This window comes from Dyadobacter flavalbus (assembly GCF_006149045.1).
In the GTDB taxonomy this organism is placed as follows: Bacteria; Bacteroidota; Bacteroidia; order Cytophagales; family Spirosomataceae; genus Dyadobacter; species Dyadobacter flavalbus.
The window spans coordinates 74,814-100,628 of the sequence record NZ_VBSN01000013.1 but is presented as its reverse complement, the minus strand read 5'-3'; the positions used below and the strand labels follow the sequence as shown (position 1 = coordinate 100,628).

The following is a 25,815-nucleotide window of genomic DNA, read 5'->3' as shown; positions in this document are numbered from 1 at the left end:
TTGGCTCTTCATATCAATTACCTGCATTATTTTAATTGCTAAAAGCTACATCTCACATTTCACATTTTACATTTCACATTTTACATTTCACATTTTACATTTCACATTTTACATCTCACATCTCACATCTAACACTCACTTCAGATATATCGGTTTTGCAATGCCGTTCAGGTCGTATACGATTTTGCCGCCCATGATGGTCATTTCGCATTCAAGTTTTTCCTTGCCTTCCATTTTATAGCCGGTTTTGTCATAGAATCCGAAGTTACCTTTTCGCATTGAAAAAACAGCAACATCGGCAATGGCATTTTCCGAAATGTGGCCAAGGTTTTCACGCTTGATCACTTTGGCTGGTGTCCACGTGCTTGCCTTGATGACAGCAGGCAGGTCCATGCCCATTGCATAAAACTTGGACATAATGCTGAGCATATCTTTCATGGAGCCGTTCATGCTTCCCGTATGCAGGTCGGTACTGATGGTTTCAGGGTAAAAACCAGCTTTGACAGCCGGAATTGCCTGCGAATAATTAAAGCTGGCACCACCGTAACCTACATCAAACACAATGCCTTTCTTGCGCGCTTCCAGCACAAACGGTTTCACTTTCTGCGTGGCTTCATCCACGATAGTTTCCCTTACATTGCCTTCCAGCAAGGTATAGGCATGAGTGAAAATATCGCCTTTGCGAAGGTGTTTCATGAACAGGTCTTCCAGTGGTAGCGGAGGCGTGCTTCCTCCGAAATCGATCATTACCGGCATGTTGGCCAGCGTTCCGGCTTTAACGGCATTGTCAACGGGTTTCCAGTCGTTTCCGATAAAATGTGCCACTTTGAAACCGACAATATCATTCCTGTTTTTGATCGCAACCGCAGCGGCAAGGTTCGGGTCCATATCGCTGGTGTCCTGCTCGTAATTTCCGCCGCGCATGCCTTCGCCGACAATATTCAGAAAAGATAAGACACGTGTTTTGGAATTGAAAATGACGTTGTTTTTAAATTCCGAAAAAGATTCCCAGCCGGCCCCGCCCGCATCCACAATCGTTGTAACGCCTACCCGGAACGTAAATCCGTCCGGCGGCACCGCAACCAGACCGTTACTCAGATAATGGTTCGGCTCGGTTCCAAAAAACACATGGCCGTGAATATCAATCAATCCCGGTGTAACGTACATGCCTTTGGCATCCACAACCTGCCGGGCTTCCGACGGATTGATATCTTTGGCAATTTTCTTTATTTTCCCTTCGTATATGCCCACATCCATAATCTGGTTAAGATTATTTTTCGGGTCGATGACGGTACCGCCTTTGATGAGGATGCTGTAAGTCTGGGCAAATGTAGCCGCACTTTGAATGCACAGCAGGTAAAAAACAATCAGGAATCTGTATTTCATTTTTAAAGGGCTTAGGAATAGCATTAAGGTACTACTGCGTTTCAGACAACGGCTTTGGATAGTTCTTCTTTCAGCCGGGACGCCACGATTTTCTCTTCACCTGATTTCAGCATCCAGGCGGTAATGGTCAGTGAATTGTTTTCCGCAGGCATGATTTCAATCGACGGATTTCCCTTGCGCAGGTTTTCCTGAAGAACTTTTACCGGCAGACTGACTTTCGCCGAGTCCCATGAAACTCTCAGGGTAGGCGTGTGATTTCCGAGTTCGGGAACGGTCACTTCCGTGCTTACGCCGGCTACGCTTTTGGCCGCGTTGCTGATGTGCGAAATGCGGTCTTCCCACATTTTCCATTCCTTTTTATGATCCATTTTCACAAAGTTGTCCAGCGCAACGTACATGCCGAGGATTTCTTCCTTGTTTACTTTCATGCCGCGGCCGATTGTGGATCCGCGCGGCGGCATGCTCAGTCTTGCTGCTTCGATCAAGTGTTTTCTACCCATCAGGATGCCTGCGCTTTGCGGACCGCGCATGGCTTTTCCACCCGAAACGCAAACCAGATCAAAGCCCATGTCGTTGAATTTCCAGAGATTTTCAACAGGCGGAACGTCGGCGGCCATGTCGATCATGGTCGGGATGCCGTTCTTTTTGCCGATTTCCACCCACTTTTCATGCTTGATCTGGCCCAGGTCCGCCTGAATGTTCAGGAACCAGAGCATGGCCGTTTTTTCATTAATTGCCTTTTCCAGTTCTTCCAGCGTTTCCACCTGAACGATTTTACAACCTGTATTGGTAAGTGCATGCGAATAGCCGATGTTATGGCCTTTCTGGATAATTACTTCCGATTTCATTCCGGTGCCTTCCAGATGCGGCAGCGCTTCGACTTTTTTCTGGTCCATTCCGGTCAGGACGCCGGCAAGTCCGAGCGTCAGCGCTGAGAAACAGCCGGCTGTGACAACGGCTGCTTCCGAGTGACAAATGGAAGCAATTTTTTCGCCTACTTTGGTCTGTACTTCATCCAGAATCATAAAATCCTTGGACGCACCCTGAATGGTTTCCACAACTTCGTCCTGCATCAGCGAGCCGGTCATGAACGTGTAGGTACCCGCTGCATTGATAAAAGTACGGATGCCGAGTTCTTTTGCAATGTTTCTGGCAGGGCCCTTGGCGATCAGGCCGGCGGTATCAAAACTGCTTTGTCCCAGAAATCCGCCGATCAGCGGAAAAGTGGATAAATGCTTGATTAAATCTCTGCGGTTTATCATAATGGTAAAGGACGAAATAAGGTGATAAAGGTTCTTGGGATTAACAACAATCGTTTTACAGCATAAGGATGCAGATTATATGCAGGAATACTCTTCTTTGTATAATAATTTTTTTTAATTATTATAAATATGAGAATAATGTTTGGCATGCATGAATCCTGATGCTTTTTTATTCTGATGTTATTATCGTTAAATGCAAATTCCTGTAAAATTTACTCTGCCGGAAGCGTCAGTACTTTGTTTCAGCCCTTTAACCATTACAATCAGGCAATCAATCCAGGAAAAGCTGTTTTACACAAACCGGAGTTGGAATGCTGATTTCCTTGCCTGAATAGGTAAGTTTTCCGTCCGCGGCATTTCTTGTAAAAAAGACGGCATTGTCGTTATCCCTGTTGGTGACAATAACGAATTCTCCTTTCTGATCAACCAGAAAATTGCGCGGGTGCTTTCCATGTGTGGACATATGGCCTGCTACGGTCAGTTTCCCCGTTGCAGCATCCACTGCATACATCGCCAGACTTTCGTCGCCGCGATTGGACGCATACAGATACTTTCCGTCGGGAGAAAAATGAATATCGGCGGCGTAGCTTTTACCCGTGAAGTCGGAAGGCAGCATACTTACCCTTTCCATCGGAACGAGAGCGCCGGAATTTTTAACGATCTGAAAGGAATTGACAACCGAGGCCAGTTCGCACGCCGAATAACCGAAATTTCCGTTAGGGTGAATGGCGAAATGACGGGGCCCGTCTCCGGATTTTACCTCGGCATACGGAACAGCAGCCGGCGTAAGTTTCCCGGTTTCCGGATGAACAGAATAAACCATGATCCTGTCGATTCCAAGGTCTGACGCATAGATGTATTTGCCGTCGGCAGAAGGAATTACCGAATGCATGTGCGGTTTCTGGGACGGCCCGCCTTTATCCTGAATGGAGTCGGCTGCTGCGCCGATGCTGCCGTCCTTGTTGAGCAGATACACGCCGAGCTGACCGCTTCCGTAATTGGAAATGTATAAAAACCTGCCTTTCGGGTCTACGCTCACGTGGCACGGACCTTTGCCGAGCGATGGCATGGCGTTCAGGCTTTTGAGCTTTCCGCTTGCGGCATCAATGGCGTAAGACGATACCGTATTGTTGCCTTCATTGGCTGAATAAAGGTATTTTCTGTTCGGATGAAATTCCAGGAACGAAGGACTGTTTTTGCTGGTCAGGACCTGTAATTCCTTGTAGGAAAGATTTTTGCGGTCAAACTCGTAAACATAAATGCCTTCGCCTTTTTGCGTGTAGGTGCCCACGTAAAGAATTTCCTTTGATCCGTTTTTTTGTGCAAAAGTCATGGCTGCTGAAAGTAGACAAATGAACGTCAGAATGGTTTGTTTCATATCGGGTTTTGTGAGATGTAAAATGCTGTTTGTGAAAAGTATATGGGGTTTATTCAAAGATAAGCGTGCCGAATTTCTTGAATTCGTGGAAACTGCCGCCTGTTTTTTGCCATGAATAGTAAGTTGTTTCACTGTCGTAATCAATGCGGTAAAAGTTGCCTTTCCATCTGGTGCCGGATTTTGGCGCGGTGGGCGGCGCAATCGGGTTCATGAGTGCAAAGGGAATGAAAAATTCAGCTTTCCAGCCTTCTACGGATGCCATGCTTTTTTTCTGGCCGCCCTGTACGCTGGTTGCATGCTGTACTTGGTTGCGTTCGTTGTAGTTCCATGGTTTCCAACCCTGCGCTCTTCCGTTTATATTGGGAACAAGGATCGGAAGTTCGTAATCCAGCGGAGAAAGTTCGTATTCAAGATAAATGGGGACCGAAGTATCCGGCCACAGAAAGACTTCCACGACGTCTTCTTCATACAATGCGCCAAAATCTTCAGTAATGGTGGCCGTCAGCCTCCGGTCCGTACAGTTGAAGAGGAAGTACATTCCCTTTTCAGAATACAGGATTTTGACCTGTGTGGAAAATTGCTTTCCGGGTGCCGGCTGTCTGGGGCCTTTCTGAACGGTGATATCAAACCATTGCGCTGCGGCCCAGTTCGGCGCATTTCCTTCTCCGTTTACTTTGAAGTCGGAAGTCTTTTTAATGACAAGGGAAGAATCTGCAGTGCCGGCATGTAAATGGCTTTGCGCCGTTACAAGGGACATCAGCATAAACAGAAGTACAAACTTTTGCTGCATCGGTTAGAAATGGGGTTTAGGAAAATAGAAAAGGTAACGATCTTTTAACATTGTCCTGCGCGGACAGTCGGGTTTGTGGGTTTAAAGGTGTAGATGGAATTACGCATTGTATTCTGCCGAGCCGTTATTCAGGCCATTTCTCCGGAAAGCGAAGCAATGATTTTAAAGCAATTTCATCAGGTTTTTACACATAACCAAATGACAATGTGCCTTCATTGTATGGATACGGCGTTTTTTGCGGATATAAATGCATGTTGTGGAATGATTATTTAACAAATTAAAACAAATAGATATTCTATAACCATTTAACTATAAATGTCATGATACGCGAAAGAGGAGAGCCTGCAATACTTGATACCAGCAAGCCAATTTTAGAAGCACCTGTATTTCCCGATTATCCGTCAAACACACAGACGCAACGTCCGGTAGCAGAAGACCCGGATCTGGTTGGAGATGATGACGACGATGAAGATGATGTAGACATTGATGATACGACGGTTGATGATGATGACGATGATGATTTCATTGATGAGGAACCCGTTATTGTAGACGGAGATGAAATTATCGACTTGGATGACGACGACGACGATGACGATCTGTTGTAATCCGATCAGCCGATAAAATATAACTGACTAGCAGAAAGCTCCCGTTTACGAACGGGAGCTTTTTTGTTTGCAATGAGTAATGAAACCGCACTTCCGCCTTATTGAGCTAAATGTTTCGTTTCTCACCATTTCTAAACCAATGCATTCGACAGACAAAAATGTTACACAAAGCATTACACAGGTAATTGCTGCCTCTTCACTCGGTACATTAATAGAATGGTATGACTTCTATATTTTCGGCAGCCTTGCAGTCATCATAGGCCAGCAGCTTTTCCCGAGCGATGCCGGCGCTTCCGCATTGATCAACACGCTGGCCATTTTTGCAGCAGGGTTTATCGTGCGGCCGTTCGGTGCACTGGTTTTCGGACGCCTTGGTGATCTGATCGGCAGGAAATATACTTTTTTACTGACACTGGTTTTAATGGGCGGCTCCACTTTCCTGATCGGACTGATCCCGTCTTATTCAAGCATCGGGTATGCGGCGCCCATTCTGGTATTGATCCTGCGGCTGGTGCAGGGACTTGCGCTGGGCGGGGAATATGGCGGCGCTGCTACTTACGTGGCCGAACATGCACCTGTAGGCAGAAGAGGATTTTTTACAAGCTGGATACAAACCACGGCCACACTCGGATTGTTCCTGTCGCTGGGCGTTATTGTACTTACCAAAAACATCATCGGTGCAGACAAGTTTGCTGACTGGGGCTGGCGGATTCCTTTCCTGTTGTCCATTCTGCTTGTTGGCGTTTCGGTTTACATCCGGATGAAAATGCATGAGTCGCCGGTTTTCTCCAAGCTGAAAGCAGAAGGGAAAATTTCTTCGAATCCGTTAAAGGAAAGTTTTCAGAAAAAGGCGAATTTCAAAATGGTGCTTTTGGCCTTGTTCGGTGCAACAATGGGGCAGGGCGTAATCTGGTACACCGGACAGTTTTACGCGCAGTCATTTCTTGAAAATACCTGCAGGCTGGATTTCAATGAGTCGCGCTATATCCTGCTTTGGGCGATACTTTTTGCAACGCCGTTCTTTGTCGTATTCGGGACATGGAGCGACAAGGTCGGAAGAAAATGGATCATGCTTGCGGGCATGTTGCTGGGTGTTGTGTTTTACAGACCGATATACCAGTATTTTATAGATGCCACAAACGTAAAGGAATTTGAAAAAACCGAACTGAAAAGTGCAACCGCGCCGATAGTGGAAAGGGGCCTTGTGAAAGACACCAAGGATTCCATAATCACCACAACTTCCTTCAAAACGCTTCAAAGCGGAATGACATTCAAGGAGTCCAACGTAATCATCATTCCGGACGATGTACTGGCGCCTATGCCCGAACCGCAAACGATTATCAAAGACGTAACGCTTCCGCGAAGTACATATATTACCATTATTGTACTCGTTTTCTTCCAGGTTTTGCTCGTTACGATGGTTTATGGCCCCATTGCTGCCTTTCTTGTAGAATTGTTCCCGACGCAGATCCGCTATACTTCCATGTCACTGCCGTATCATATCGGAAACGGTGTTTTTGGCGGACTTGTACCTTTTATTGCGACGCTCGTTGCTTCATTCAGTGGTTCCACGCCACTTTCCGGACTTTGGTACCCGATCGGAATTGCAGCACTTTCATTCGTGATCGGTGCGGTTTATATTGATAACAAAGGGGACAAAAATGTAATGGACTAAGTAAAAGAGAACCTTTCGGAATTCTGATAATTATTTTAAAATACTAAAAAAATGAATGGATTAAAAAAGTTGCTCGGAATATTGTGGATGCTGCTGGGCCCTGTGATTATTGCCTTTCTGTTAATGCAGGCAATGGATAAAATCGCCGCTTCTGCAGAAGGTGTAGCGCGTACAAATACAACTTTGCAATGGTCTATTATCATCCTGATTTTTATCCCGATTTGTGCCGGGCTTGTTATTTTCGGTTATTATGCGTGGAAAGGCGAGTACGAGCATTTGCCGGAAAGTTCGGCGGATCTGTAAAAATGCGCTGTACCGGAAATATTTTCCAGTTTTCAAAAAAGACAATAGAACAGGGTCCGTACGGCCCTCGGAAAAGGAACAGCCGGATCATTGATCCGGCTGTTCTGGTGAAAAGGTCCGCTTGCACGGATGTAAAAAACTTTTTTCTTGCATATGAAAACCGGTCAATTGCCAGTTACAGGTATGGTTTTTATATTCCCCGGCAACCTGACAAATAATTTAATCATGAAAGAAGAGGTTTTTATATTATCCGCCGTACGTACCCCGATCGGCAGTTTTGGTGGCAGTCTGGCATCGGTTCATGCGGCAAAGCTCGGTGCGACCGCCATCCGGCATGCGCTTTCAAAATCCGGTGCAGATCCGGAACGTGTGGAGGAAGTTTTGATGGGCAATGTCATTTCAGCCAATATGGGCCAGGCCCCGGCAAGACAGGCAGCAATTTATGCCGGTTTGCCCGCATCAGTGATCTGTACGACTGTCAATAAAGTTTGTGCCTCTGGAATGAAGGCTGTGACAATGGGTGCCCAGTCTATTCAGCTTGGCGATTCGGAACTGATCGTTGCAGGCGGCATGGAAAGCATGTCGCAGATTCCTTATTACCTGCCAAAAGCCAGAAACGGGTACGGATACGGAAACGGAGAAATTGTGGACGGGCTTTTGAAAGACGGCCTTACAGACGTTTACGACCAGATCGGTATGGGCATCTGCGGCGACCGTACCGCTTCCAGGTATTCACTTTCACGCGAGGAACAGGACGAATATGCCATCCGTTCCTATACATTAAGCGCAGAATCCACCGGAAAAGGATATTTTTCCGGAGAGATTGTTGCTGTTGAAGTACCTTCGCCAAAAGGCGGCGAGCCGGCACTCGTAGCGGAAGATGAAGAATTCAGGCGTGTGAAATTTGAGAAAATCGCTTCGTTAAAACCGGCATTTTCAAAAGACGGAACGGTTACCGCGGCCAATGCTTCCACCATCAACGACGGCGCGGCAGCCATTGTACTGAGCGGAAAAGCAACGCTTGAGGAATCCGGCATCAACCCGGTTGCCCGCATTGTAGCCTATGCAGATGCAGAACAGGACCCCGCATGGTTTACAACTACACCGGTCCTGGCTACCCAGAAAGTACTTAAAAAAGCCGGCTTGTCGCTGGAGGAAATTGATTATTTTGAAGTAAATGAAGCGTTTTCGGCAGTTGCACTGGCTTATATCAAGATCCTCGGACTGGACATTAACAAGGTAAACGTATTTGGCGGGGCCGTTTCACTGGGACATCCGCTGGGCGCTTCCGGTGCACGTATTTTAACAACGCTGCTTTCCGTTCTGGAACAAAACAACGGCAGATACGGACTGGCAACGATTTGCAACGGCGGCGGCGGTGCTTCCGCGGTTATTGTGGAAAAGCTGTAAGCGATCAGCTGATAAGAACTTTAAGCCGGTTGTAAAATCCTGTGCTTTTGAAGGTAAATGTTTTGTGAAGTATGTAATTGCTAACAAAGCTGAAACCCATTCCGGTGAGGTACGAACCCATTTCAGTGACGTTGACTTCCTTTCTGGAAAACGGCAGTTTTAACTTGTAAATCTCAAATCCCAGTACTTCGGTAGCAAGCTTGAAAGAGCCAACGGTAAATATTTGCGTTACAGCCAGCGAAACCAATGCAACCATAAAGAATTTGATCATTTCACGGCGCGTCTGATTGCTTTTTCTGGCGTCGAAAGCAAACAGTTTGGTGAGGATAAAACCCACCACAAATCCGACCATATAAGACGGAACAATGGATGCGCTCCATGAAATATCAAACCAATCCTGAATTAAACTGCTGGAAACCAATTGGATAACTGCACCTGTGCCTGCAACAAGAAAATACGCTATTAAATCTTTGGCATTGAAAATACTTTTCTTCTTTATTGGGGCCACCGGTGTGATATTTAGTAAAAAATCGGACTTTAACTGGCCCCAATATTAGAAAGAAATTGCTCCTGAAACAATAAAGTCGCATTAGTTTGATCAACAGGGCGTATTTCACGGATGAATATACGATGGCACTATTTTTGTTGTACCCGCAATAGTTATTTCTTTCACGGCCAAAACAGATTTTCTCTGGCCATAGTATTCTGTTATGAAAAAATTTATTCTCAGCGCTTCATTCTTCCTTTCTGTAATTTCGGCAAATGCGCAGGTCCAGCGGTGGGCTGTCGGTTTTGAAGTAGGCGAGCCCATTGCAGTCAGTGTGCGAAAATACGGCGACCGAAATGCACTGGATTTAAGTGTCGGTACTTATATCGGTCTGTTTAAAGGCAAGGATAATTACAAAGTCAGCAATGATTTACTGGGCGGAGTGGGTGTCATGTTCAATGGTACTTATCTGTGGTATGTGCCCTTGCTCAATGAAAGAATCACGACCTATGCGGGTGTCGGGGTTCAGGTGAATTCGCGGCGCTACTATCCCAACCGGGACGTAAAATCGGTTCATACCACCAACATTTCAACAGGGCCGTCGGGAACTGTCGGGATCGAATTTTTCTTCGGAACCAGACCGGCTTCTTTCTTTGTGGAAGGCGGCGGCTATGCAGAACTGATCCCGAAGATATTTTACTTCAATCCAAACCTGAGCGTAGGCCTCAGACATAACTTTTAAAACGGGAAATCTTGAAAAATCTAGTTTATTGTATCATCCTTTTTGTAACGGGAGTTTCCTGTTCCGAAACATTGCAGCGGAACTATGACCGGAGGCACGGAACTTATTCCGGCGATCGGTACAGCCGGGCCGAAAGGGACAGAATTAACCGCAGGGAAGATGCTGCCAGCCGCAGTGCTTACAGAAGGGATTATGACAGAGTTACAGCGGACGATTTAAGCATCCGTGCAGGTTCCGGCGGAGGTACCGGCAGCAATGCCCAGCTCCTTGTTCAGTACGAGGATATGGACAAAGTAGGCGAAGTGATTATTTACGAACTCGACGTGCTGGAAAGACGCTGGAATGTGCTGCTGAACGAGTACAAAACGGCGGATCAGACGCAGAAAGAAACCATATCCACCGAACTCGACCAAATCAGTGCGGATCAGATTACGCTTTACAAGGCATATACCCGTATTTACCGCGAGGGCAAAACAAACTGGCCGATCGTCAAAAGAGATGTCGAAAATACATTGAGAACGGTCAGGAAAGTAGCGGACAAGTAAAATTGATTTTACCAGCCGGCACCTTTGGTGCCGGTTTTGATGCGGCACAGGTAACCGTCCACGGTCATATAAAGCATAGAGCCGTCATTTCCCCATGCGCAGTTGGAAGTAAGTTCATTCAAAACGATTCTTCCAAGCAGTTTGCCGGCCGGACTGATCACGAATAATCCGCCCGGGCCTGACGACCAGATATTTCCGTCTTTATCCACTTTCAAGCCATCCGGCAAACCGGCTATGCCCGATTTGCTCAAAGATGTGGCATCGTACAAAATTTTCCCTTTACCGACATTTCCGGTTTCAGCGACCGGATAAGCCATCCATATCGCTTTTTCAGGGTCAGACTGAGCGATATACATCGTTTTGCCGTCCGGAGAAAATGCAATGCCGTTTGGTCTGCTCAGATCGGAAATCTGCTGCGTAATTTTCCCGTCCGGATCAATGCGGTAAACGCCGAACTGCGGGATTTCACGGGTAGGATCATCCTGTTTTTTATTCATGCCGTAAGGAGGATCGGTGAAGTAAAAACTACCGTTGGCATGTTGTACAATATCATTCGGGCTGTTAAATCTTTTACCCTGGAAATGATCGGCAAGCGTCACTTTTCCGCCTGCGTTCAGCGGCATGGCCGAAATTCTGCGGTCGCCGTGTTCGCAGGAAACCAGGCGGCCTTTGTTGTCGATGATCAGGCCGTTGCTGCCGGGTTCATCGCTGTAATATCCGCGTCCGGTGTAGCCCGAAGGTTCAAGGAAAACGGAAAGGCCTTTCTTTTCATTCCATTTGAATACCTTATTTTCAGGTACATCCGAAAAAAGCAGAAAACTGCTGTCTTTCACCCAAACCGGTCCTTCGCACCATTGAAAACCCGAGGCAATTACTTCCACTTTCGAATCTTCCGGAAGCAGTTTTTTAAATGCCGGGTCTTCATAAATAATCTTGCCCATGGTCGGATAGGATTTCTGCGCAGAGGCGGGATATACAAGCACGAAAAGAAGAAAGATCAAAGAAATTCCGGATTTCATCATTTTGTTCAGGTTAAACGGGATTTAGGATTAAAGCCGAACATACTGCATAACTTACTGCTGACAGCCGTATTATCCCTGCAATTTCGGAAATAAGGAAAGGATCAGACTGGAAAAAGGAGCCAGCTGCATGGTGCTGAGCTTTCCGGAATGAACAGGGTCCGTCGAAAAAACAACATTCAGAAAATCCGCTTTGTCGTTGGGAAGCACAAGTTTTTTAGGCGAACTGCACAGGTTATGGATAATCAGAAGCGACTTGTCAACATGCGGACGGAAATACGCCAGTAGCTGGTCATCGTGCAGGCATACGCGGTGCAGGTTCGGAGCCAGGATCTGGGCAAGTGCAGGCTCCGTCTTCCGCAGCCGGATCAGCTTACGGTAATGACTGAAAACAGATTCGGGGTCAGCTGATTGAACAGAAAGGGGGGAAACCGTTCTGGTAGTTGTAAACGTTGCATTTATCCATGTTGTATTTTCATTGTTCTCATTGCACTCTGTCCATAAAAATGGTTCGCGGATATACGGGTCGGGCTTCGTGCCCAGCATCCCGATTTCTTCTCCGTAATAAATGTAAGGCTGTCCGGGCAGCGTAAGCAGGATACTTGCAGCCAGTTTTATCTTGTTTTTATTATTGCCTACAACGCTGCCGATGCGGTCCTGATCATGATTGGTCAGCATAATGGCATCGATAAACAGCGGATTGTATCTGGCAAAAAGCGCATAGCTTTCCAGCAGTTGTTCGATCAGCAACTCGTCTCTTTCCTGAATTACGATCCGCTGCAGCATAAAACTCAGGTCAAAATGGAAAGTAGCGTCCAGATACTTATAATAAGGTGCCACTTCTTCATTTTCAGCCCAGACCTCGGCAACGGTAAAGGCATCGGGTTTTGCCTTCTGAACCACTCCGGAGAAAAATTTCCAGAAATCGAGCGTCTGTTCCTTTTCCCATTCCGGATATATATGCCGGGCTGCATCCAGCCTGAAACCGTCCACACCGATTTCCGTCAGCCAGAAGCGTACGATTTTTTCAATTTCACCGCGCAGCTGTTCCGAATGATAATTAAGGTCCGGCATGCCTTTGAAAAACAGTCCGTAATATTTCTCCGTGTCCTGCGGATTTTCGTGCCAAGGATATACAACCTGCGAATCGTCGGAAGTTTCCCGTTCAGAAATGCCGAGTGCTTCAATCTGCGCAGGCGACATCCACCAGTAAAACGGACGGTATGCGTTTTCCGAACCTTTGCGGGCTTCCGTAAACCAAGGATGCAACGTACTGGTATGGTTTATAATCAGGTCGAGAAAAATGTGTATGTTTCTGGCATGCGCTTCCGCGAGCAGCCTCCTGAAATCGTCCATTGTGCCAAATTCCGGTTCAATGGCGTAGTAATCAATAACGTCGTATTTATGGTAAGTCGGCGAAGGATGAATCGGTGTGAGCCATAGGGCCTCAATGCCCAAATCGGCAAGATAATCCAGCCTGGAAGTAATCCCGTTCAGGTCGCCGATGCCGTCTCCATTGGAATCGCAAAAGGAGCGAACGAAAATTTCATAGCAGATTCTGGGAATATATCTGGACTGGTCAGCGCTCATGTGTAGTGTGGAGAATTATTTAATCGTATAAGTGTGCTATCCGAAATAAGGTTTCAGCAAACGGTAAACAATATGAACCGGGAGCCCCATGATCGTATAAAAAGAACCTTCAATTTTTTCAATGCCCGTCATACCGATCCATTCCTGAATGCCATATGCACCGGCTTTGTCGAACGGCTTGTAATTTTCAATATAATAGCTTATTTCCGAATATTCCAGCTTTCTGAAATAAACCTTTGCAGCATCGGAAACCGTCCGGATTTCTTCGCCGCACAACATACTGACCGCTGTGACAACCGTATGGCTCTTGCCCGACAGCAATTCGAGCATCCGCACGGCATCGCTGAAATCCGAAGGCTTTGCAAGAATCTGATTATCGGCAATCACCACGGTGTCAGCTGTCAGTACGATGGAACCGGGCTTTAATCCTCTGAACATTACCGCTTTTTCATGCGAAATATAAGCAGCAACTTCTGCTGCGGGCAAATGTGCCGGGAAAGTTTCATTAGTCGGCAGCACTTCTACCGAAAAATCAAATCCGGCGTCTGTCAGCAACTGTTTCCTTCGCGGTGAATGGGAGGCAAGTACAAGCGGCTTCTGTAAAGCAATCATGAAGGTTAAAGTTTTTGTTTAAACAAGCGCCGACTGACTTTCAGCTTTCGGGCGAGTAAGTATTTTTCAGGGGTCAATTAAAAGCATTGAAAGACGCAACGGATTTCGGTCAGATGACTCTGTAAAAGGATAAAGATTCATTGCTGTCGAAAATTCTGAACATAAAAATCCTGTTTTTTTGATGTTGCCGGAACTATTATCAAATAAATAGATGTTTATACATTAAATGTATCTACATATTTAATACATTTGACAAATGATTATGTCTATTGAAACCGATATAAAACAAAAAAAATTTCGGAGTCCGTATCAAAGGCTGGCGCTGAACCTTGTTTATACAACCAACTGGCTGGAATACAAGCAGCTTGAAATATTCAAGGATTACGATATTACATCCCAGCAGTATAATGTGCTCCGGATTCTGCGTGGGCAGAAATCCGTACCGATCAAAGTAAGCGAAATAACCGAGCGCATGCTCGATAAAAATTCGAATACTTCGAGGCTTGTGGATAAACTGCTTGCGAAAAACCTTGCAGAACGTAAATCATGCCCGAATGACCGGCGTGCGGTGGATGTGGTAATTACGAAAGAAGGTCTGGAACTATTGGAAAAACTGGATCCCTTTGTGGAAGAATGGGAAAACCGCTTCAATATCATTTCGCCCGAAGACGCCGAACGCATCAGCGCATTGCTGGACAAGCTCAGGGAATCAGATAATCAGTAAACTCAATTATACAGTTAATTAAACAAGTCAAATCAAAATGAAAAGTTCAATGAAATCAGTTAAGTTTTTCGTAGCCTCTTTAGCCGTTGCATTGTTTGTTTCCGCTTCCGTTTCAGCAGAAGACAATGGTAAAAAAGTAACCAATCTGAAAGTAAACCCTTCCAAAAGCGAACTGACATGGACCGGAAAAAAAGTAACCGGCGAACACACGGGTAAAATCGCCCTGAAAGAAGGAACCATCGTGATGGACGGCGCCAAACTGACCGGCGGAAAGTTCACTGCGGACCTGACAAGCATTACCTGTACGGATCTTACCGACAAGGAATACAATGACAAACTGATCGGCCATCTTAAGTCAGATGATTTTTTCTCCGTTGAAAAGCATCCGAATGCAACATTTGTGGTAACAAAGGCAACTCCGAAAGCAACAGGCGTTTACGATGTAACGGGTGATCTTACGATTAAGGGAATTACCAAACCTGTTTCTTTTCCTGTTACTGTAAAAAATACGCCTTCAGGTGCGGAAGCAACAGGCAAGCTGGTTGTTGACCGTTCCAAATATGACATCAAGTATAACTCCAAATCGTTTTTTGAAAACCTTGGTGATAAAATGATCCACGACGATTTCACGATTGATGTGAAACTGGTTGCGAACAAATAATATGCAGCGGTTTGAAACTGCTGATTGAATCAGCTGTGGTTAAAGTCAATGCCTGCCTGTTTTTCAGGCAGGCATTCTTGTTTCAGGGGTTATATGCACGGTATTTGGGAAAGTCGTCGAGATAATGGATTTGCCCGTTTACGATTTTGAAACAGTAATGATCAATCCCGTTTGTAACTGCAAGGAAACGGGGCTGCAAAGTAAAATGATACCTTCCGATCTGCGCAAGAACCGCTTCATTCACCGGAACAGACGGCGCCTTGCATTCCACGAGCAGAAAAGGCAGCGAATCGACGGATAAAATGACAATATCCGTGCGTTTGGCAAGAGAATTGTACTTCAATCCGGTTTCTACCGCAAAAAGGGATTTGGGATAACCATAATGCGTGATCAGCAAATGAATAAAATGCTGCCGGACCCATTCCTCCGGTGTAAGGGAAACGAATTTCCGGCGTATAATATCGAAAATATACGGTTTCCCGCTAACCTGCTTAACTTTGTAAGCAAAGGAAGGAAGATTTAAAGGTTCCATACGCGAAGATACACATCCCGGCAAAGGCTGCCAATTAACAGGACAGAATGATGACTACCAAAGAGCAAATTGTAGAAAACTGGCTTCCGCGCTACACCGGAACTGCCGTGGAAGATTTCGGAAGTTATATCCTGCTGACCAACTTTGTGAATTATGTAACGATGTTCGCAGAGAAGTTCGGCGTGGAGGTAAAAGGGCAGGGCAGAGCCATGCAAACGGCTACTGCCAAGGACATTACGATTATTAATTTCGGAATGGGAAGCCCGATGGCAGCTACGGTTATGGATCTTTTATCAGCTATCAACCCGAAAGCAGTACTGTTTCTGGGCAAATGCGGCGGCTTGAAAAAAACGCAGGTTGGTGACCTTATTCTGCCGATCGCGGCTATCCGCGGCGAGGGTACAAGCGACGATTACATGCCTGCCGAAATTCCTGCATTGCCTTCGTTCCGCCTGCAGAGTACAGTTTCGGCAAGCATTGCCAAGCATAAAATGGATTACTGGACAGGAACGGTTTACACCACAAACAGAAGGATCTGGGAACATGACGACAGTTTCAAGGAATATCTGAGAGAAATCCGGGCCATGGCCATTGACATGGAAACGGCGACCATCTTTATTGTGGGTTTTGCGAATTCCATTCCGCATGGCGCGCTGCTGCTGGTTTCCGACAACCCGCTGGTTCCGGAGGGCGTGAAAACGGAAGAAAGCGACAAGAAAGTAACGACAAACTATGTCAAGATGCACCTGGAAATCGGCATTGAAGCATTGACCGAACTGGCCCGCTCGGGCGCGTCGGTAAAACACCTCAGGTTTGAAAACTGATTGCAAAAATGAATGAGCTTACATTATATGAACGCATCGGAGGCGATGCAGCGTTACGGCAACTGACCGACAAGTTTTATGATCTCGTTTTTGCCCATGAACTTATTTCCAGGCTTTTCCGGAGCGACAAGGAATTGATCAAAGAAAAACAGCGTCTGTTTCTGACGCAGTTTCTGGGCGGACCGCAGCTTTATTCCGATGTTTACGGCCATCCAATGATGCGCGCGCGACATATGCCGCACACCATCACCGAAGACGATGCAGTGGCGTGGCTGCAATGCATGTCGGAAGCCGTCGGACAATTGCCGATCAGCAAAGAACTGAAAGACGAATTGTTTGACCGTTTTCCGAGAACTGCTTTTTTTATGGTTAATACCTGAGGGTAAACCGGAATTTAAATTCCAGATAAACGGCCGTTCAGGCTGGCATTTCGAACTTAAAAGATTACAGATCAGAAGTCAATATTTATAGTTTAAAACTAGCACCATTTTACAGTACGGGACATTTGGACCACGAGAATTATTTACCTTTGCCGCATGAATTTCAAAGAGCAGTTAATCCGATTTCCGATCCTTGAAACCGTTGCAAATGCTGCGGCTGAACTGGGCGCGGAGGCATATATAATCGGCGGATTTGTAAGGGATCTTATACTTAAGCGTGCCAGCAAGGACATTGATGTTGTTTCGGTCGGAAGCGGAATCGAGCTTGCGGAACTGGTTGCCGGCCGGCTTGGACCGGATGTTTTTGTAAGTATCTACAAAAATTTCGGTACTGCGCAGATCAGGCAGGGTGACCTGGAAATTGAATTTGTCGGTGCAAGAAAAGAATCTTACCGGGCCGATTCCCGAAAGCCTGCTGTGGAGGACGGAACGCTGAGCGATGACCAGAACCGGCGGGATTTTACGATCAATGCAATGGGCATCAGCCTGAACAAAGGCACGTTCGGCGAGCTCGTTGATCCGTTTGACGGCGTCCGTGACCTGAAACGCAAGATCATCCGTACACCCCTGGAACCTGAAATTACGTTTTCCGATGATCCGCTGCGAATGATGCGCGCCATCCGGTTTGCAAGTCAGCTCAACTTTGATATTGAACCGGATACATTTGATGCCATTATCAAAATGAAAGATCGGATCGGTATTGTTTCTGCGGAGCGTATTTCGGACGAACTGAACAAGATCATTCTTTCACCGACACCTTCTTACGGTTTCAAACTGCTTTATCATGCAGGGATTCTGGCGATTATTTTTCCGGAAATGATTGAGTTGCTGGGCGTGGAGACGATTGACGGAAAAGGACATAAAGACAATTTTTACCATACGCTGCAGGTGCTCGACAATGTTTCGCAGCACACCGACGATCTCTGGCTTCGCTGGGCGGCCATTTTGCATGATATTGCAAAACCTGCAACCAAAAAATTCGATAAAAAGGTAGGCTGGTCTTTTCACAATCACGAGGAAGTAGGCGCAAGAATGGTTCCGGTCATTTTCCGGCGCATGAAACTGCCGTTGAACGAAAAAATGCGGTTTGTTAAAAAACTCGTTCGCCTGCATCTCCGCCCAATTGTGTTGTCAAAAGAAGAAATTACGGATTCGGCCATGCGGCGTCTGCTTGTGGAAGCGGGCGAAGATATAGAAGCATTGATGAAGTTGTGCCGCGCCGATATTACTTCCAAAAATCCCGACAAGGTCAAACGTTTTCTGCACAACTTCGATCTGGTCGAACAGAAACTGAAAGATCTGGAAGAGCGGGACAAACTGCGCAATTTCCAGCCAGTTATAACCGGAGAAATCATCATGGAAACGTTCGGACTGAAACCTGCGAAAGAAGTGGGCATCATCAAGGAAATTGTCCGTGAAGCCATTCTGGAAGGCATTATTCCGAACGAGTATGAACCCGCATTTGCATATATGGTGCGAGAAGGAGAAAAAATAGGCCTTACGGTACAATCCACGGGTACGACTTTTGAATAGTTCGGCAACAATATATCAGCTGTACCAAAACTGGTTGTTTTAAATAAAAAATGCTCCTCAAACTGTATCAAATGGAAAATAATACCCAGTTCAAACGTTTTTTCGGCTCACTTCTTACTTTACTCGGCATTTCCGTATTGTTGTTTGCATGCGTTGCTTTTTTGTCGGACAAACCCGTGCTCGGGCTAACCGTCTCCAAATGGGAATCCGTTGTTCCTTTTCTGGTAGGAACCGTTTTTTTGCTGACGGGCGTTAACCTTGTAAGCCGAAGCTAGGCACTGCGCACCAATGCCGCTCCGACCGAACATTCCAGGCATTTCCGGCTTGTACAATAATGATTGTACCATTCAACCAATGCCTGCGAATCAGCGGCGGAAGTTACCCGCATTCCGACTTTGTTCCATTCCCGCGTAATGCGGTTGTTTTCGGCAGGGATTCCGGTCAGAAGATGCATCACCGTTTCCATCAGTTCCGGTTTTTGCCGTTGCCGGGAATAAGCGACGAGCAGCGGAACAGCAGCATTGATGATCAGTAAATCAACGGCATCTTTTCCTATAAACGGCACTTTGGAAACCGCCGTTTTATTGAACAGGTAATGCTCCTGCCAGTATACGGATTGTTCAAGGCGGAACATGGACTGCAGTCCGGCATATGTATTGGCTGAAATCAACTGGGAAAACAAGCTGCTTTTTCTTGTAAACAACTGCGCAAGCTGCGCCAGCCGTACGGTCGGGAAACCTGCGGGCCGCAGTCTGGCGAACTTCCACTCATGGCTATGCATTACTTTCCCGGTCAGATTGTATTTGGCACTTAAAAACCGGAATTCTGTCTGTAATTCTTTCACATAAATGTCATCTGATTTTTCAGGAATTAATCCTGCACATCCGAACAGCAAAGCTTCGGTCTGCAGAATATCAATGCTTGATTTCCTGATGATTTTACCGGTAATATTTTTTACGAGATTTAAAAAAGCATCGTCATTGAGCTTGAACCCAAAATGCCGGGCAATCCATTGGTATGCTGTCTCTTCCCAGTCATTCCGGTTTTCTGTTAATAATTCATAAACCTCTTCCGATTTTTTATGCAGCCGTTTTGCCAGAACGCTGTCGAGCATGGCCGTTTTGATAATCGGATTGACTTCCGGGAACATGCTTGCACATGGAATGACTTCGGGTTGCTGCTGTAAACGGATATATCTGTCCAGCACAGACTGTTCTACAATGCCATGCATGGTCAGCGTAGGAAGTAAAGTGCCATCCTGACGAATTACCGGCTGATCATTTTCCCAAACCACATGCAGTACAACGCTTTCATAAGCCTTGTTTTTTTCATGTGCATGTTTATACCAGTCCGATGAACGGATATGGATCTCAATATTTCCGATCCATTGAATACCGTCAATCATGACGCATGCTTCTGAAAAATCGGGGCCTGCATGGCTGTTTCTATAACCTGTACGAATCACGGAAAGCGCCGCATTTTCATCCGTTTTAAGACCTGCCGCGTGGAAATATTGGAATCGCCATATAAAACTCAGGATATCTTCATTCATAAATTCAGAAAATGAAATTTGTAGAAATATTTACCAAGAATGTGCTTTGTTTTCTTTGTCTAAACCTGATTAGTTTCTGTTATTTGTACGCAGGTTTTATCGTTTGGTTTCTGATTTAGAAGTAAAAAAGTTTTATGCTCTTCCGTTTGCAATTTATTGCGCTAAGAATTCTCATTCTTTTTTTTGGTATTTCAATTGTCTGGGTATTGATTCTCAAGTTTTTGCCGGTATGGATTACGCCATATATGTTGTCCTGTAAATTCAATGCGTTCAAAGAGGATGAAGACACGGAAATTCATCATGACTGGGAGCCGTATGAAAATATTTCGAGGGAAGTTGCACTGGCAGTTGTAGCGTCGGAAGACCAGAATTTCCCAAAACACTGGGGCTTTGATTTTGACCAGATTTACAATGCTGTAACTGAAAAAAGAAAACGTGCACGCGGGGCAAGTACCATATCGCAGCAAGTTGCAAAAAATGTATTTCTGTGGCACGGAAGAAGCCTGGTCAGAAAAGGACTTGAAGCTTATTTTACCGTTTTAATCGAGCTTATCTGGGACAAGGAGCGTATTCTGGAAGTATATCTGAATGTAGCAGAAATGGGAAAAATGACCTTTGGGGTGGAAGCAGCTTCTTTGCGTTATTATAAAAAATCGGCCAAGAAATTATCAAGGTATGAAGCGGCAAGAATAGCGGCGGTTTTGCCAAATCCAATCCGCTTTTCTATCAAAAATCCGTCGTCCTACGTAAACAAACGAACAGGGCAAATTGTAAGGCAAATGCGTGCACTCGGCGGACAAAAATACATTGCGGATTTGTAAATATTCCAGTCAATCAAATTGTACATTTTACATCCGACATGCCGTATTTTATTTTCTGCTGACCGCCTTTTTCTTTTCTTTCAGATACCTGTAAGTACGGTGATGAAAAAGCGAGCTGTCCAGCTTTTCAAATGCTTCCTGATGCCGGAATACATACCAGTTTGTTTTCAGTAAATACAGGCTTACATAGGAGCGGGGATGTTCCTGAATAAACAGCAAGGTTTTTAGATTCAAGTCTTCCTTTTCAATTTCCTGCAGATTTCTCCAGTAATTAACACTGTCGGGCAAATTGCTTTTTCTGGCTTTGGCTTCCTTCTTTAAAAAGTCGTTTACTTTCAGTTCAGAAGGCTGTCTGATGCTTTTATGAAAATATTGCCATTCGCTGTTGCTTGCTGAACCGGAAATAAGCGAACGGGAAACATCATTGGTATCCAGCAGAATACGCATTCCCGATTCAAAGAAAAAAGTCAGAGATCCTTTCATTCCTGAAACCTGCAATTGATAAAGGTCCGGCAGTAAGTCGGGGTCCATTTGCAGGTTTATGCTGTCACCACTGAGCTTTATGGAATGTACAACGGCTGCAAATTCTTTTTCACGCGTAAGGATTATTGCCTTTCTGCCTTTCATTACGGCCGGGCCGTCAATTTTGATTCGGACATTCTGTGCAAATGCCGGGTTCAAAAATAACAGAAAAGCAAAAGTAATTTTTAAAATTCGGGTCATTCCGGATAGGTTCAGCGCAGCTTTTGATTTTATCATTGTTAGCGGAATCAGTCAACTGCCGCTTGAAAATAACATCAAGCAGCAGTGCATGAAGGTGTCTGGGAAAACTGTTATTTGTCCGAAATGTTTTTCGATAAACAGCCATTTGATCTTTCAATAATTTAGCTTTCTGCTGACCGTTCAGGTTGTTTTAACCGGCGGTTTTTAACTTTATCTGATCAAAGCTTTTATGAAGACCGGCTGATGATCCGAAGGATAACGCTGCTCATTTGCATCCGTTAAAACGCCGTATTTAAGCACTTCAATATTTTTACTGACGAATATATAATCAATTCTTTTGTCCATTAATGCATCGAATTTAAAGCTGTTGAAAGTGCCTTCGGGTCCATATGCAGGCTGTTTGGTTACATCGTGCGAATCGTTCAGAATGCTTTTGATGGATTGGATCTGTTCAGTGTCCGGCGTAGAATTGAAATCACCAGTCAGGATAACGGTTGACTTTCCTGCAATTTCATTGATTTTCCTTACCATTAAAGTACCGGATTGCTTGCGTGCTTCAACGCCTTGATGATCAAAATGAACATTGAAAAAGAAGAATTCTTTTTTGGAAATAACGTCCTGGAATTTTCCCCACGAACAAATCCGGTTGCAGCAAGTTGCATCCCAGCCTTTGCCCGGTTTTTCGGGCGTTTCGCTCAGCCAGAAATCGCCGGATGTCAGCAGTTTGAACCGATCTTTTTTATAAAAAATAGCCGAATGTTCGCCACCTTCCCTGCCGTCGTCACGGCCTTTTCCGATGTAAGTAAAATCAGTTAATTCGGCTACATCCTTTAATTGTCCGACAAGTGCTTCCTGAACCCCGAAAATTTCAAATTCATGAAAACGGATCAATCCTTTGACATTTTCTTTGCGGTTTGGCCATGCATTGATGCCGTCATTCGGTGTATTGTACCGCAGGTTATAGGATGCAATGTTAATGTAAGCCGATTTTTGTGCCTGTGAAATTTGAGTTAACATCAGCAGGAAAGTAAAACAAAGGATGATTTTTTTCATTGTAAAAAGTTTATTGAAAACGGATGGTTGTTCGGGATTTAAATATCGGCAAATAGTTTTTAAATGGAAGCATTCCGAATGGAAAGAGGCGGCCGCTACGGGGTATGACGCGGCAACACCTTTTGGCTTTCCGGGAAACAGGAGGCCCCGCAGGGGCCGTTGCATGCAGGATTTTGCAGGCGTGAAGAATTTTCTTGCAGGTTTGTCTACATAGGCCGTGCAACTATGTTTGTGAATCCGGCCGGAATTTTAGAGCGATACATAAATTTATTGGGAATATTTATTACTTATGCAGTTATTTGGCCAAGTAGTCCGGTTGTATTTTTTACTTTCTTGGTATGAAATTGTGTTACCTTAAGAAAATCTTGCGTCACAATAACCATTAAAGTAACATAAGCATCATCGGACTGCACTGCTCTAACTCTGTTTACATGAATAATTATCCGCAAGCATCGCGTATACTTGTTGCTATTGACTGTATTATCTTTGGTTTTGACGGAAAGGATATCAAATTACTGCTGATCAAGAGAAACTTTGAGCCGGAAAGCGGAAAATGGTCATTAATGGGCGGCTTTCTTAATCTGGATGAAGATCTTACGGATGGTGCGTCGAGGATATTATACAACCTGACCGGACTGAAAAATATTTATGTCGAGCAGCTGGAAACATTCGGGAAAGTAGACAGGGATTCGGCGGAGCGCACCGTTTCCGTTGTGTTTTTTGCACTGATCCGGATTGATTATCACGATTCGGAGGCAGTCCGCAGTCACAATGCCTACTGGATTTCACTGGAAAACCGGCCTAAACTGATATTTGATCATGAAGAAATGGTTTGCAGGGCTATTGAACATCTTAAATACAAGGCCGCCTTGCATCCGATCGGGTTTGAACTTTTACCGGATCTATTTACAATTCCGCAGCTTCAGAAACTATATGAGGCCATTTACAATATTCCGATTGATCGCAGAAATTTCAGCCGAAAGCTGCTTTCCACCGGTTTGCTGATTGATACCGGTTTTAAAAACAACAACAGCGCCACAAAAAAAGCTACTTTATACCGGCTGGACACCTTGAAGTATAGAGAAAAATTTCATTCGTTCTGGAATTTTATGCCGGATTCCATGAAACAGGTGTAAGGGAAAAGGGTATTTTATTGGTCTGTAAAGACAGCAGAATGCACACATGCCGTGTGAACCGGGAACCTGAACTGATTGGATTATAACCGGCATCTTAAATTGTGTCAAATAAACACTATAAACATATTTAATTATATTTGTTAACTGATTAATTAAATTATATCATTCCAAAACAAATTTCAGGCTATTGATCAGTAACACGGACTGTTTTTAAAAATTTATATTCAAAAGCCAAAAGCCAAAAGCCAAAAGCCAAAAGCCAAAAGCCATAAATACAAATTCGCATTGACCTTATTCCTCACCTTATATGACCGAAGATTACGTAATTGGAATTGATTTTGGTACGGACTCCGTACGCACACTCATTGTAAATGCACGCACCGGGGCGCACGCCGGAACGGCCGTTCAGGAATATGCGAGATGGAAGCAGGGCAAATACTGCGATGCCTCTGTATCCCGGTTTCGCCAGCATCCGCTCGATTATCTGGAAGGACTGGAACAGGCCGTATTGCATGCACTGGAAAAATCGTCGGCCGAGGTCCGGGAAAACATCCGCGGCATTTCTGTAGACACAACCGGTTCTACGCCCGTAGCCGTTGACCGGAACGGCACGCCTTTGGCCTTGCTTGACGGAATGGAAGATAATCCGAACGGCATGTTTGTGCTTTGGAAAGATCATACAGCCAATGCCGAGGCAGAAGAAATCAATTTGCTGGCACATAACTGGCCGGTGGATTATACAAAATATGTAGGCGGCATTTATTCTTCGGAATGGTTCTGGGCTAAAATGCTGCACATTCTCAGGGTTGATCCGGATGTACGGGAAAAGGCGTTCTCGTGGGTGGAGCACTGCGACTGGATATCGGCGGAACTTACCGGCGATACAGATCCCTTGAAACTGAAAAGATCACGCTGTGCGGCAGGGCACAAAGCATTATGGCACCAGGAATTTGACGGCCTGCCTTCCAATGCCTTTTTCAGGGAACTCGATCCTTTGCTCGACGGAATGCGTGACAGGCTTTTTACAAATACAGAAACTTCGGATAAAAAACTCGGTGTCATTTCTGCGAAATGGGTTGAGAAGCTGGGCATTCCGGACAATGTAATCATCGGAGTAGGGGCTTTTGACGCTCACATGGGCGCGGTCGGCGCTTCCATCGAACCATATTCTTTGTGCAAAGTAATCGGAACTTCTACTTGTGACATGCTGATCGCGCCCAATGAAGAAGCCGGGCACTTGCTGATCAAAGGCATTTGCGGGCAGGTGGACGGGTCCATTGTGCCGGGCATGCTGGGTATGGAAGCCGGACAATCGGCATTTGGCGATATTTATGCCTGGTTTGCAAAGCTGATTGTAGAGCCGGTCAGGAATTTACTTGGAGACCAGGAAGCACATGAATTGTCGAAGAAACTGATTCCATATCTCGCGCAGCAAGCTTCCGAACTTCCAGTCACCGAAAAAGATCTTGTTGCCGTAGACTGGATGAACGGCCGCCGGACTCCTGATGCCAAACATACCTTGAAAGGAGCTCTCCTGGGCTTGAACCTTGCCAGCGATCATGCCCGGATTTTCAAGGCACTGGTGGAAGCCACATCGTACGGGTCAAAAAGTATTGTGGAAAGGTTCAGAAGCGAAGGCATCCCGATTCATCAGGTGATTGCAATCGGGGGTGTTGCCAAAAAATCACCGTTTGTGATGCAGACACTTGCGGACGTTTTGAATATGCCCATTAAAGTTGCTGCTTCGGAACAGGCGTGCGCACTGGGTGCAGCCATGTTTGCAGCCGTTGCATCGGGTATTCATCAAACACTGCCGGAAGCGCAGCAAGCCATGAGTTCAGGGTTTGATACGGTTTACAATCCACGGCCGGAACAGGCGGAAATTTACCAGTTGCTTTATCAGAAATATCTCCGGTCCGGGGCATTCCTGGAAAATGAATTTTTGCAGCATGTGCAGATTACAAATGAAAGCCCAATAACTCCTGCTTTAACTAACTCTTGAAATAACTCTT

At 45.4% G+C, this 25,815-nt stretch carries 27 protein-coding genes; 15 read left to right on the top strand and 12 right to left on the bottom strand.

Going from position 1 to position 25,815, the window contains the following annotated elements; translation table 11 throughout:
* Positions 1 to 135: 135 nt before the first annotated feature.
* The 4 genes from FEM33_RS01995 to FEM33_RS01980 form a co-directional block, all read right to left on the bottom strand.
* Positions 136 to 1,386: an amidohydrolase/deacetylase family metallohydrolase gene (locus FEM33_RS01995; RefSeq protein ID WP_139010442.1), complete on the bottom strand. Its 1,251-nt coding sequence runs from the start codon at positions 1,384 to 1,386 to the stop codon at positions 136 to 138.
* Between the two features lie 41 nt (positions 1,387 to 1,427).
* Positions 1,428 to 2,648 (bottom strand): aminotransferase class V-fold PLP-dependent enzyme, encoded by a 1,221-nt coding sequence (locus FEM33_RS01990; RefSeq protein WP_139010441.1) that lies wholly within the window; start codon positions 2,646 to 2,648, stop codon positions 1,428 to 1,430.
* A gap of 271 nt (positions 2,649 to 2,919) precedes the next feature.
* Positions 2,920 to 4,026 (bottom strand): lactonase family protein, encoded by a 1,107-nt coding sequence (locus tag FEM33_RS01985; protein ID WP_229214042.1) that lies wholly within the window; start codon positions 4,024 to 4,026, stop codon positions 2,920 to 2,922.
* A 49-nt stretch (positions 4,027 to 4,075) separates the two neighbouring features.
* Entirely contained in the window at positions 4,076 to 4,789 is a 714-nt protein-coding gene (locus tag FEM33_RS01980; protein WP_229214041.1) for a carbohydrate-binding family 9-like protein, read from the bottom strand.
* A 347-nt stretch (positions 4,790 to 5,136) separates the two neighbouring features.
* On the opposite strand from FEM33_RS01980, the gene FEM33_RS01975 reads away from it, so the two are divergent.
* The 4 genes from FEM33_RS01975 to FEM33_RS01960 all read left to right on the top strand — a co-directional run bounded on the left by FEM33_RS01975 (position 5,137) and on the right by FEM33_RS01960 (position 8,809).
* On the top strand, positions 5,137 to 5,421 hold the full coding sequence (locus tag FEM33_RS01975; RefSeq protein ID WP_139010439.1) for a hypothetical protein: 285 nt from the start codon (positions 5,137 to 5,139) through the stop codon (positions 5,419 to 5,421).
* Between the two features lie 139 nt (positions 5,422 to 5,560).
* Positions 5,561 to 7,096, top strand: coding sequence for an MFS transporter (locus tag FEM33_RS01970; protein WP_139010438.1), 1,536 nt, complete (start codon positions 5,561 to 5,563; stop codon positions 7,094 to 7,096).
* Positions 7,097 to 7,147: 51 nt separating this feature from the next.
* Complete coding sequence (locus FEM33_RS01965; protein WP_139010437.1) at positions 7,148 to 7,399, top strand: DUF6814 family protein; 252 nt, start codon at positions 7,148 to 7,150, stop codon at positions 7,397 to 7,399.
* A gap of 225 nt (positions 7,400 to 7,624) precedes the next feature.
* On the top strand, positions 7,625 to 8,809 hold the full coding sequence (locus tag FEM33_RS01960) for an acetyl-CoA C-acyltransferase (protein WP_139010436.1): 1,185 nt from the start codon (positions 7,625 to 7,627) through the stop codon (positions 8,807 to 8,809).
* A gap of 4 nt (positions 8,810 to 8,813) precedes the next feature.
* Here FEM33_RS01960 and FEM33_RS01955 read toward each other — a convergent pair whose 3' ends face one another.
* Complete coding sequence (locus tag FEM33_RS01955) at positions 8,814 to 9,317, bottom strand: GtrA family protein (protein WP_139010435.1); 504 nt, start codon at positions 9,315 to 9,317, stop codon at positions 8,814 to 8,816.
* Between the two features lie 202 nt (positions 9,318 to 9,519).
* On the opposite strand from FEM33_RS01955, the gene FEM33_RS01950 reads away from it, so the two are divergent.
* Positions 9,520 to 10,038, top strand: coding sequence for a hypothetical protein (locus tag FEM33_RS01950; protein WP_139010434.1), 519 nt, complete (start codon positions 9,520 to 9,522; stop codon positions 10,036 to 10,038).
* A gap of 11 nt (positions 10,039 to 10,049) precedes the next feature.
* Positions 10,050 to 10,583, top strand: a complete 534-nt coding sequence (locus tag FEM33_RS01945; protein ID WP_229214040.1) for a hypothetical protein — start codon at positions 10,050 to 10,052, stop codon at positions 10,581 to 10,583.
* Between the two features lie 8 nt (positions 10,584 to 10,591).
* Here the strand turns inward: FEM33_RS01945 and FEM33_RS01940 are convergent, their stop codons facing one another.
* The 3 genes from FEM33_RS01940 to FEM33_RS01930 all read right to left on the bottom strand — a co-directional run bounded on the left by FEM33_RS01940 (position 10,592) and on the right by FEM33_RS01930 (position 13,804).
* Complete coding sequence (locus FEM33_RS01940) at positions 10,592 to 11,602, bottom strand: SMP-30/gluconolactonase/LRE family protein (protein ID WP_139010476.1); 1,011 nt, start codon at positions 11,600 to 11,602, stop codon at positions 10,592 to 10,594.
* A gap of 72 nt (positions 11,603 to 11,674) precedes the next feature.
* A complete protein-coding gene (locus tag FEM33_RS01935; RefSeq protein ID WP_139010432.1) occupies positions 11,675 to 13,192 on the bottom strand; it encodes an alpha-amylase family glycosyl hydrolase in 1,518 nt (505 codons plus the stop codon).
* Positions 13,193 to 13,228: 36 nt separating this feature from the next.
* Positions 13,229 to 13,804, bottom strand: coding sequence for a Maf family nucleotide pyrophosphatase (locus tag FEM33_RS01930; RefSeq protein WP_139010431.1), 576 nt, complete (start codon positions 13,802 to 13,804; stop codon positions 13,229 to 13,231).
* A 262-nt stretch (positions 13,805 to 14,066) separates the two neighbouring features.
* Here FEM33_RS01930 and FEM33_RS01925 point away from each other — a divergent pair, with 262 nt between their 5' ends.
* Positions 14,067 to 14,528, top strand: coding sequence for a MarR family winged helix-turn-helix transcriptional regulator (locus tag FEM33_RS01925; protein ID WP_139010430.1), 462 nt, complete (start codon positions 14,067 to 14,069; stop codon positions 14,526 to 14,528).
* 49 nt (positions 14,529 to 14,577) lie between these two features.
* Complete coding sequence (locus FEM33_RS01920) at positions 14,578 to 15,189, top strand: YceI family protein (RefSeq protein WP_139010429.1); 612 nt, start codon at positions 14,578 to 14,580, stop codon at positions 15,187 to 15,189.
* 82 nt (positions 15,190 to 15,271) lie between these two features.
* On the opposite strand, the gene FEM33_RS01915 is transcribed toward FEM33_RS01920, so the two are convergent.
* The gene (locus FEM33_RS01915) at positions 15,272 to 15,721 is read right to left on the bottom strand and encodes a type I restriction enzyme HsdR N-terminal domain-containing protein (RefSeq protein WP_139010428.1); all 450 of its coding nucleotides are present in this window, start codon (positions 15,719 to 15,721) and stop codon (positions 15,272 to 15,274) included.
* A gap of 50 nt (positions 15,722 to 15,771) precedes the next feature.
* On the opposite strand from FEM33_RS01915, the gene FEM33_RS01910 reads away from it, so the two are divergent.
* From FEM33_RS01910 to FEM33_RS01895, 4 genes are all read left to right on the top strand, one after another.
* The gene (locus FEM33_RS01910) at positions 15,772 to 16,545 is read left to right on the top strand and encodes an AMP nucleosidase (RefSeq protein ID WP_138280613.1); all 774 of its coding nucleotides are present in this window, start codon (positions 15,772 to 15,774) and stop codon (positions 16,543 to 16,545) included.
* 8 nt (positions 16,546 to 16,553) lie between these two features.
* Entirely contained in the window at positions 16,554 to 16,925 is a 372-nt protein-coding gene (locus FEM33_RS01905) for a globin domain-containing protein (protein WP_139010427.1), read from the top strand.
* Positions 16,926 to 17,081: 156 nt separating this feature from the next.
* Positions 17,082 to 18,518: a CCA tRNA nucleotidyltransferase gene (locus FEM33_RS01900; protein WP_139010426.1), complete on the top strand. Its 1,437-nt coding sequence runs from the start codon at positions 17,082 to 17,084 to the stop codon at positions 18,516 to 18,518.
* A 71-nt stretch (positions 18,519 to 18,589) separates the two neighbouring features.
* Complete coding sequence (locus FEM33_RS01895; protein ID WP_138279686.1) at positions 18,590 to 18,793, top strand: hypothetical protein; 204 nt, start codon at positions 18,590 to 18,592, stop codon at positions 18,791 to 18,793.
* Here FEM33_RS01895 and FEM33_RS01890 read toward each other — a convergent pair.
* Positions 18,790 to 20,070: a DUF2851 family protein gene (locus FEM33_RS01890; RefSeq protein ID WP_139010425.1), complete on the bottom strand. Its 1,281-nt coding sequence runs from the start codon at positions 20,068 to 20,070 to the stop codon at positions 18,790 to 18,792. The genes FEM33_RS01895 and FEM33_RS01890 overlap by 4 nt on opposite strands.
* A gap of 134 nt (positions 20,071 to 20,204) precedes the next feature.
* Between FEM33_RS01890 and mtgA the strand changes: the two genes are divergently transcribed.
* Positions 20,205 to 20,891: a monofunctional biosynthetic peptidoglycan transglycosylase gene (mtgA, locus tag FEM33_RS01885; protein ID WP_139010424.1), complete on the top strand. Its 687-nt coding sequence runs from the start codon at positions 20,205 to 20,207 to the stop codon at positions 20,889 to 20,891.
* A 48-nt stretch (positions 20,892 to 20,939) separates the two neighbouring features.
* On the opposite strand, the gene FEM33_RS01880 is transcribed toward mtgA, so the two are convergent.
* Together FEM33_RS01880 and FEM33_RS01875 are read right to left on the bottom strand one after the other, a co-directional pair.
* Positions 20,940 to 21,614 carry a DUF4369 domain-containing protein gene (locus FEM33_RS01880; RefSeq protein WP_229214039.1) on the bottom strand — a complete coding sequence of 225 codons (675 nt, stop codon included), beginning with the start codon at positions 21,612 to 21,614 and terminating at the stop codon, positions 20,940 to 20,942.
* Positions 21,615 to 21,824: 210 nt separating this feature from the next.
* Positions 21,825 to 22,667, bottom strand: coding sequence for an endonuclease/exonuclease/phosphatase family protein (locus tag FEM33_RS01875; RefSeq protein WP_139010423.1), 843 nt, complete (start codon positions 22,665 to 22,667; stop codon positions 21,825 to 21,827).
* Between the two features lie 431 nt (positions 22,668 to 23,098).
* Between FEM33_RS01875 and FEM33_RS01870 the strand changes: the two genes are divergently transcribed.
* Entirely contained in the window at positions 23,099 to 23,803 is a 705-nt protein-coding gene (locus FEM33_RS01870) for an NUDIX hydrolase (RefSeq protein ID WP_139010422.1), read from the top strand.
* Positions 23,804 to 24,110: 307 nt separating this feature from the next.
* Positions 24,111 to 25,805: a ribulokinase gene (locus tag FEM33_RS01865; RefSeq protein WP_139010421.1), complete on the top strand. Its 1,695-nt coding sequence runs from the start codon at positions 24,111 to 24,113 to the stop codon at positions 25,803 to 25,805.
* Positions 25,806 to 25,815 lie beyond the last annotated feature (10 nt).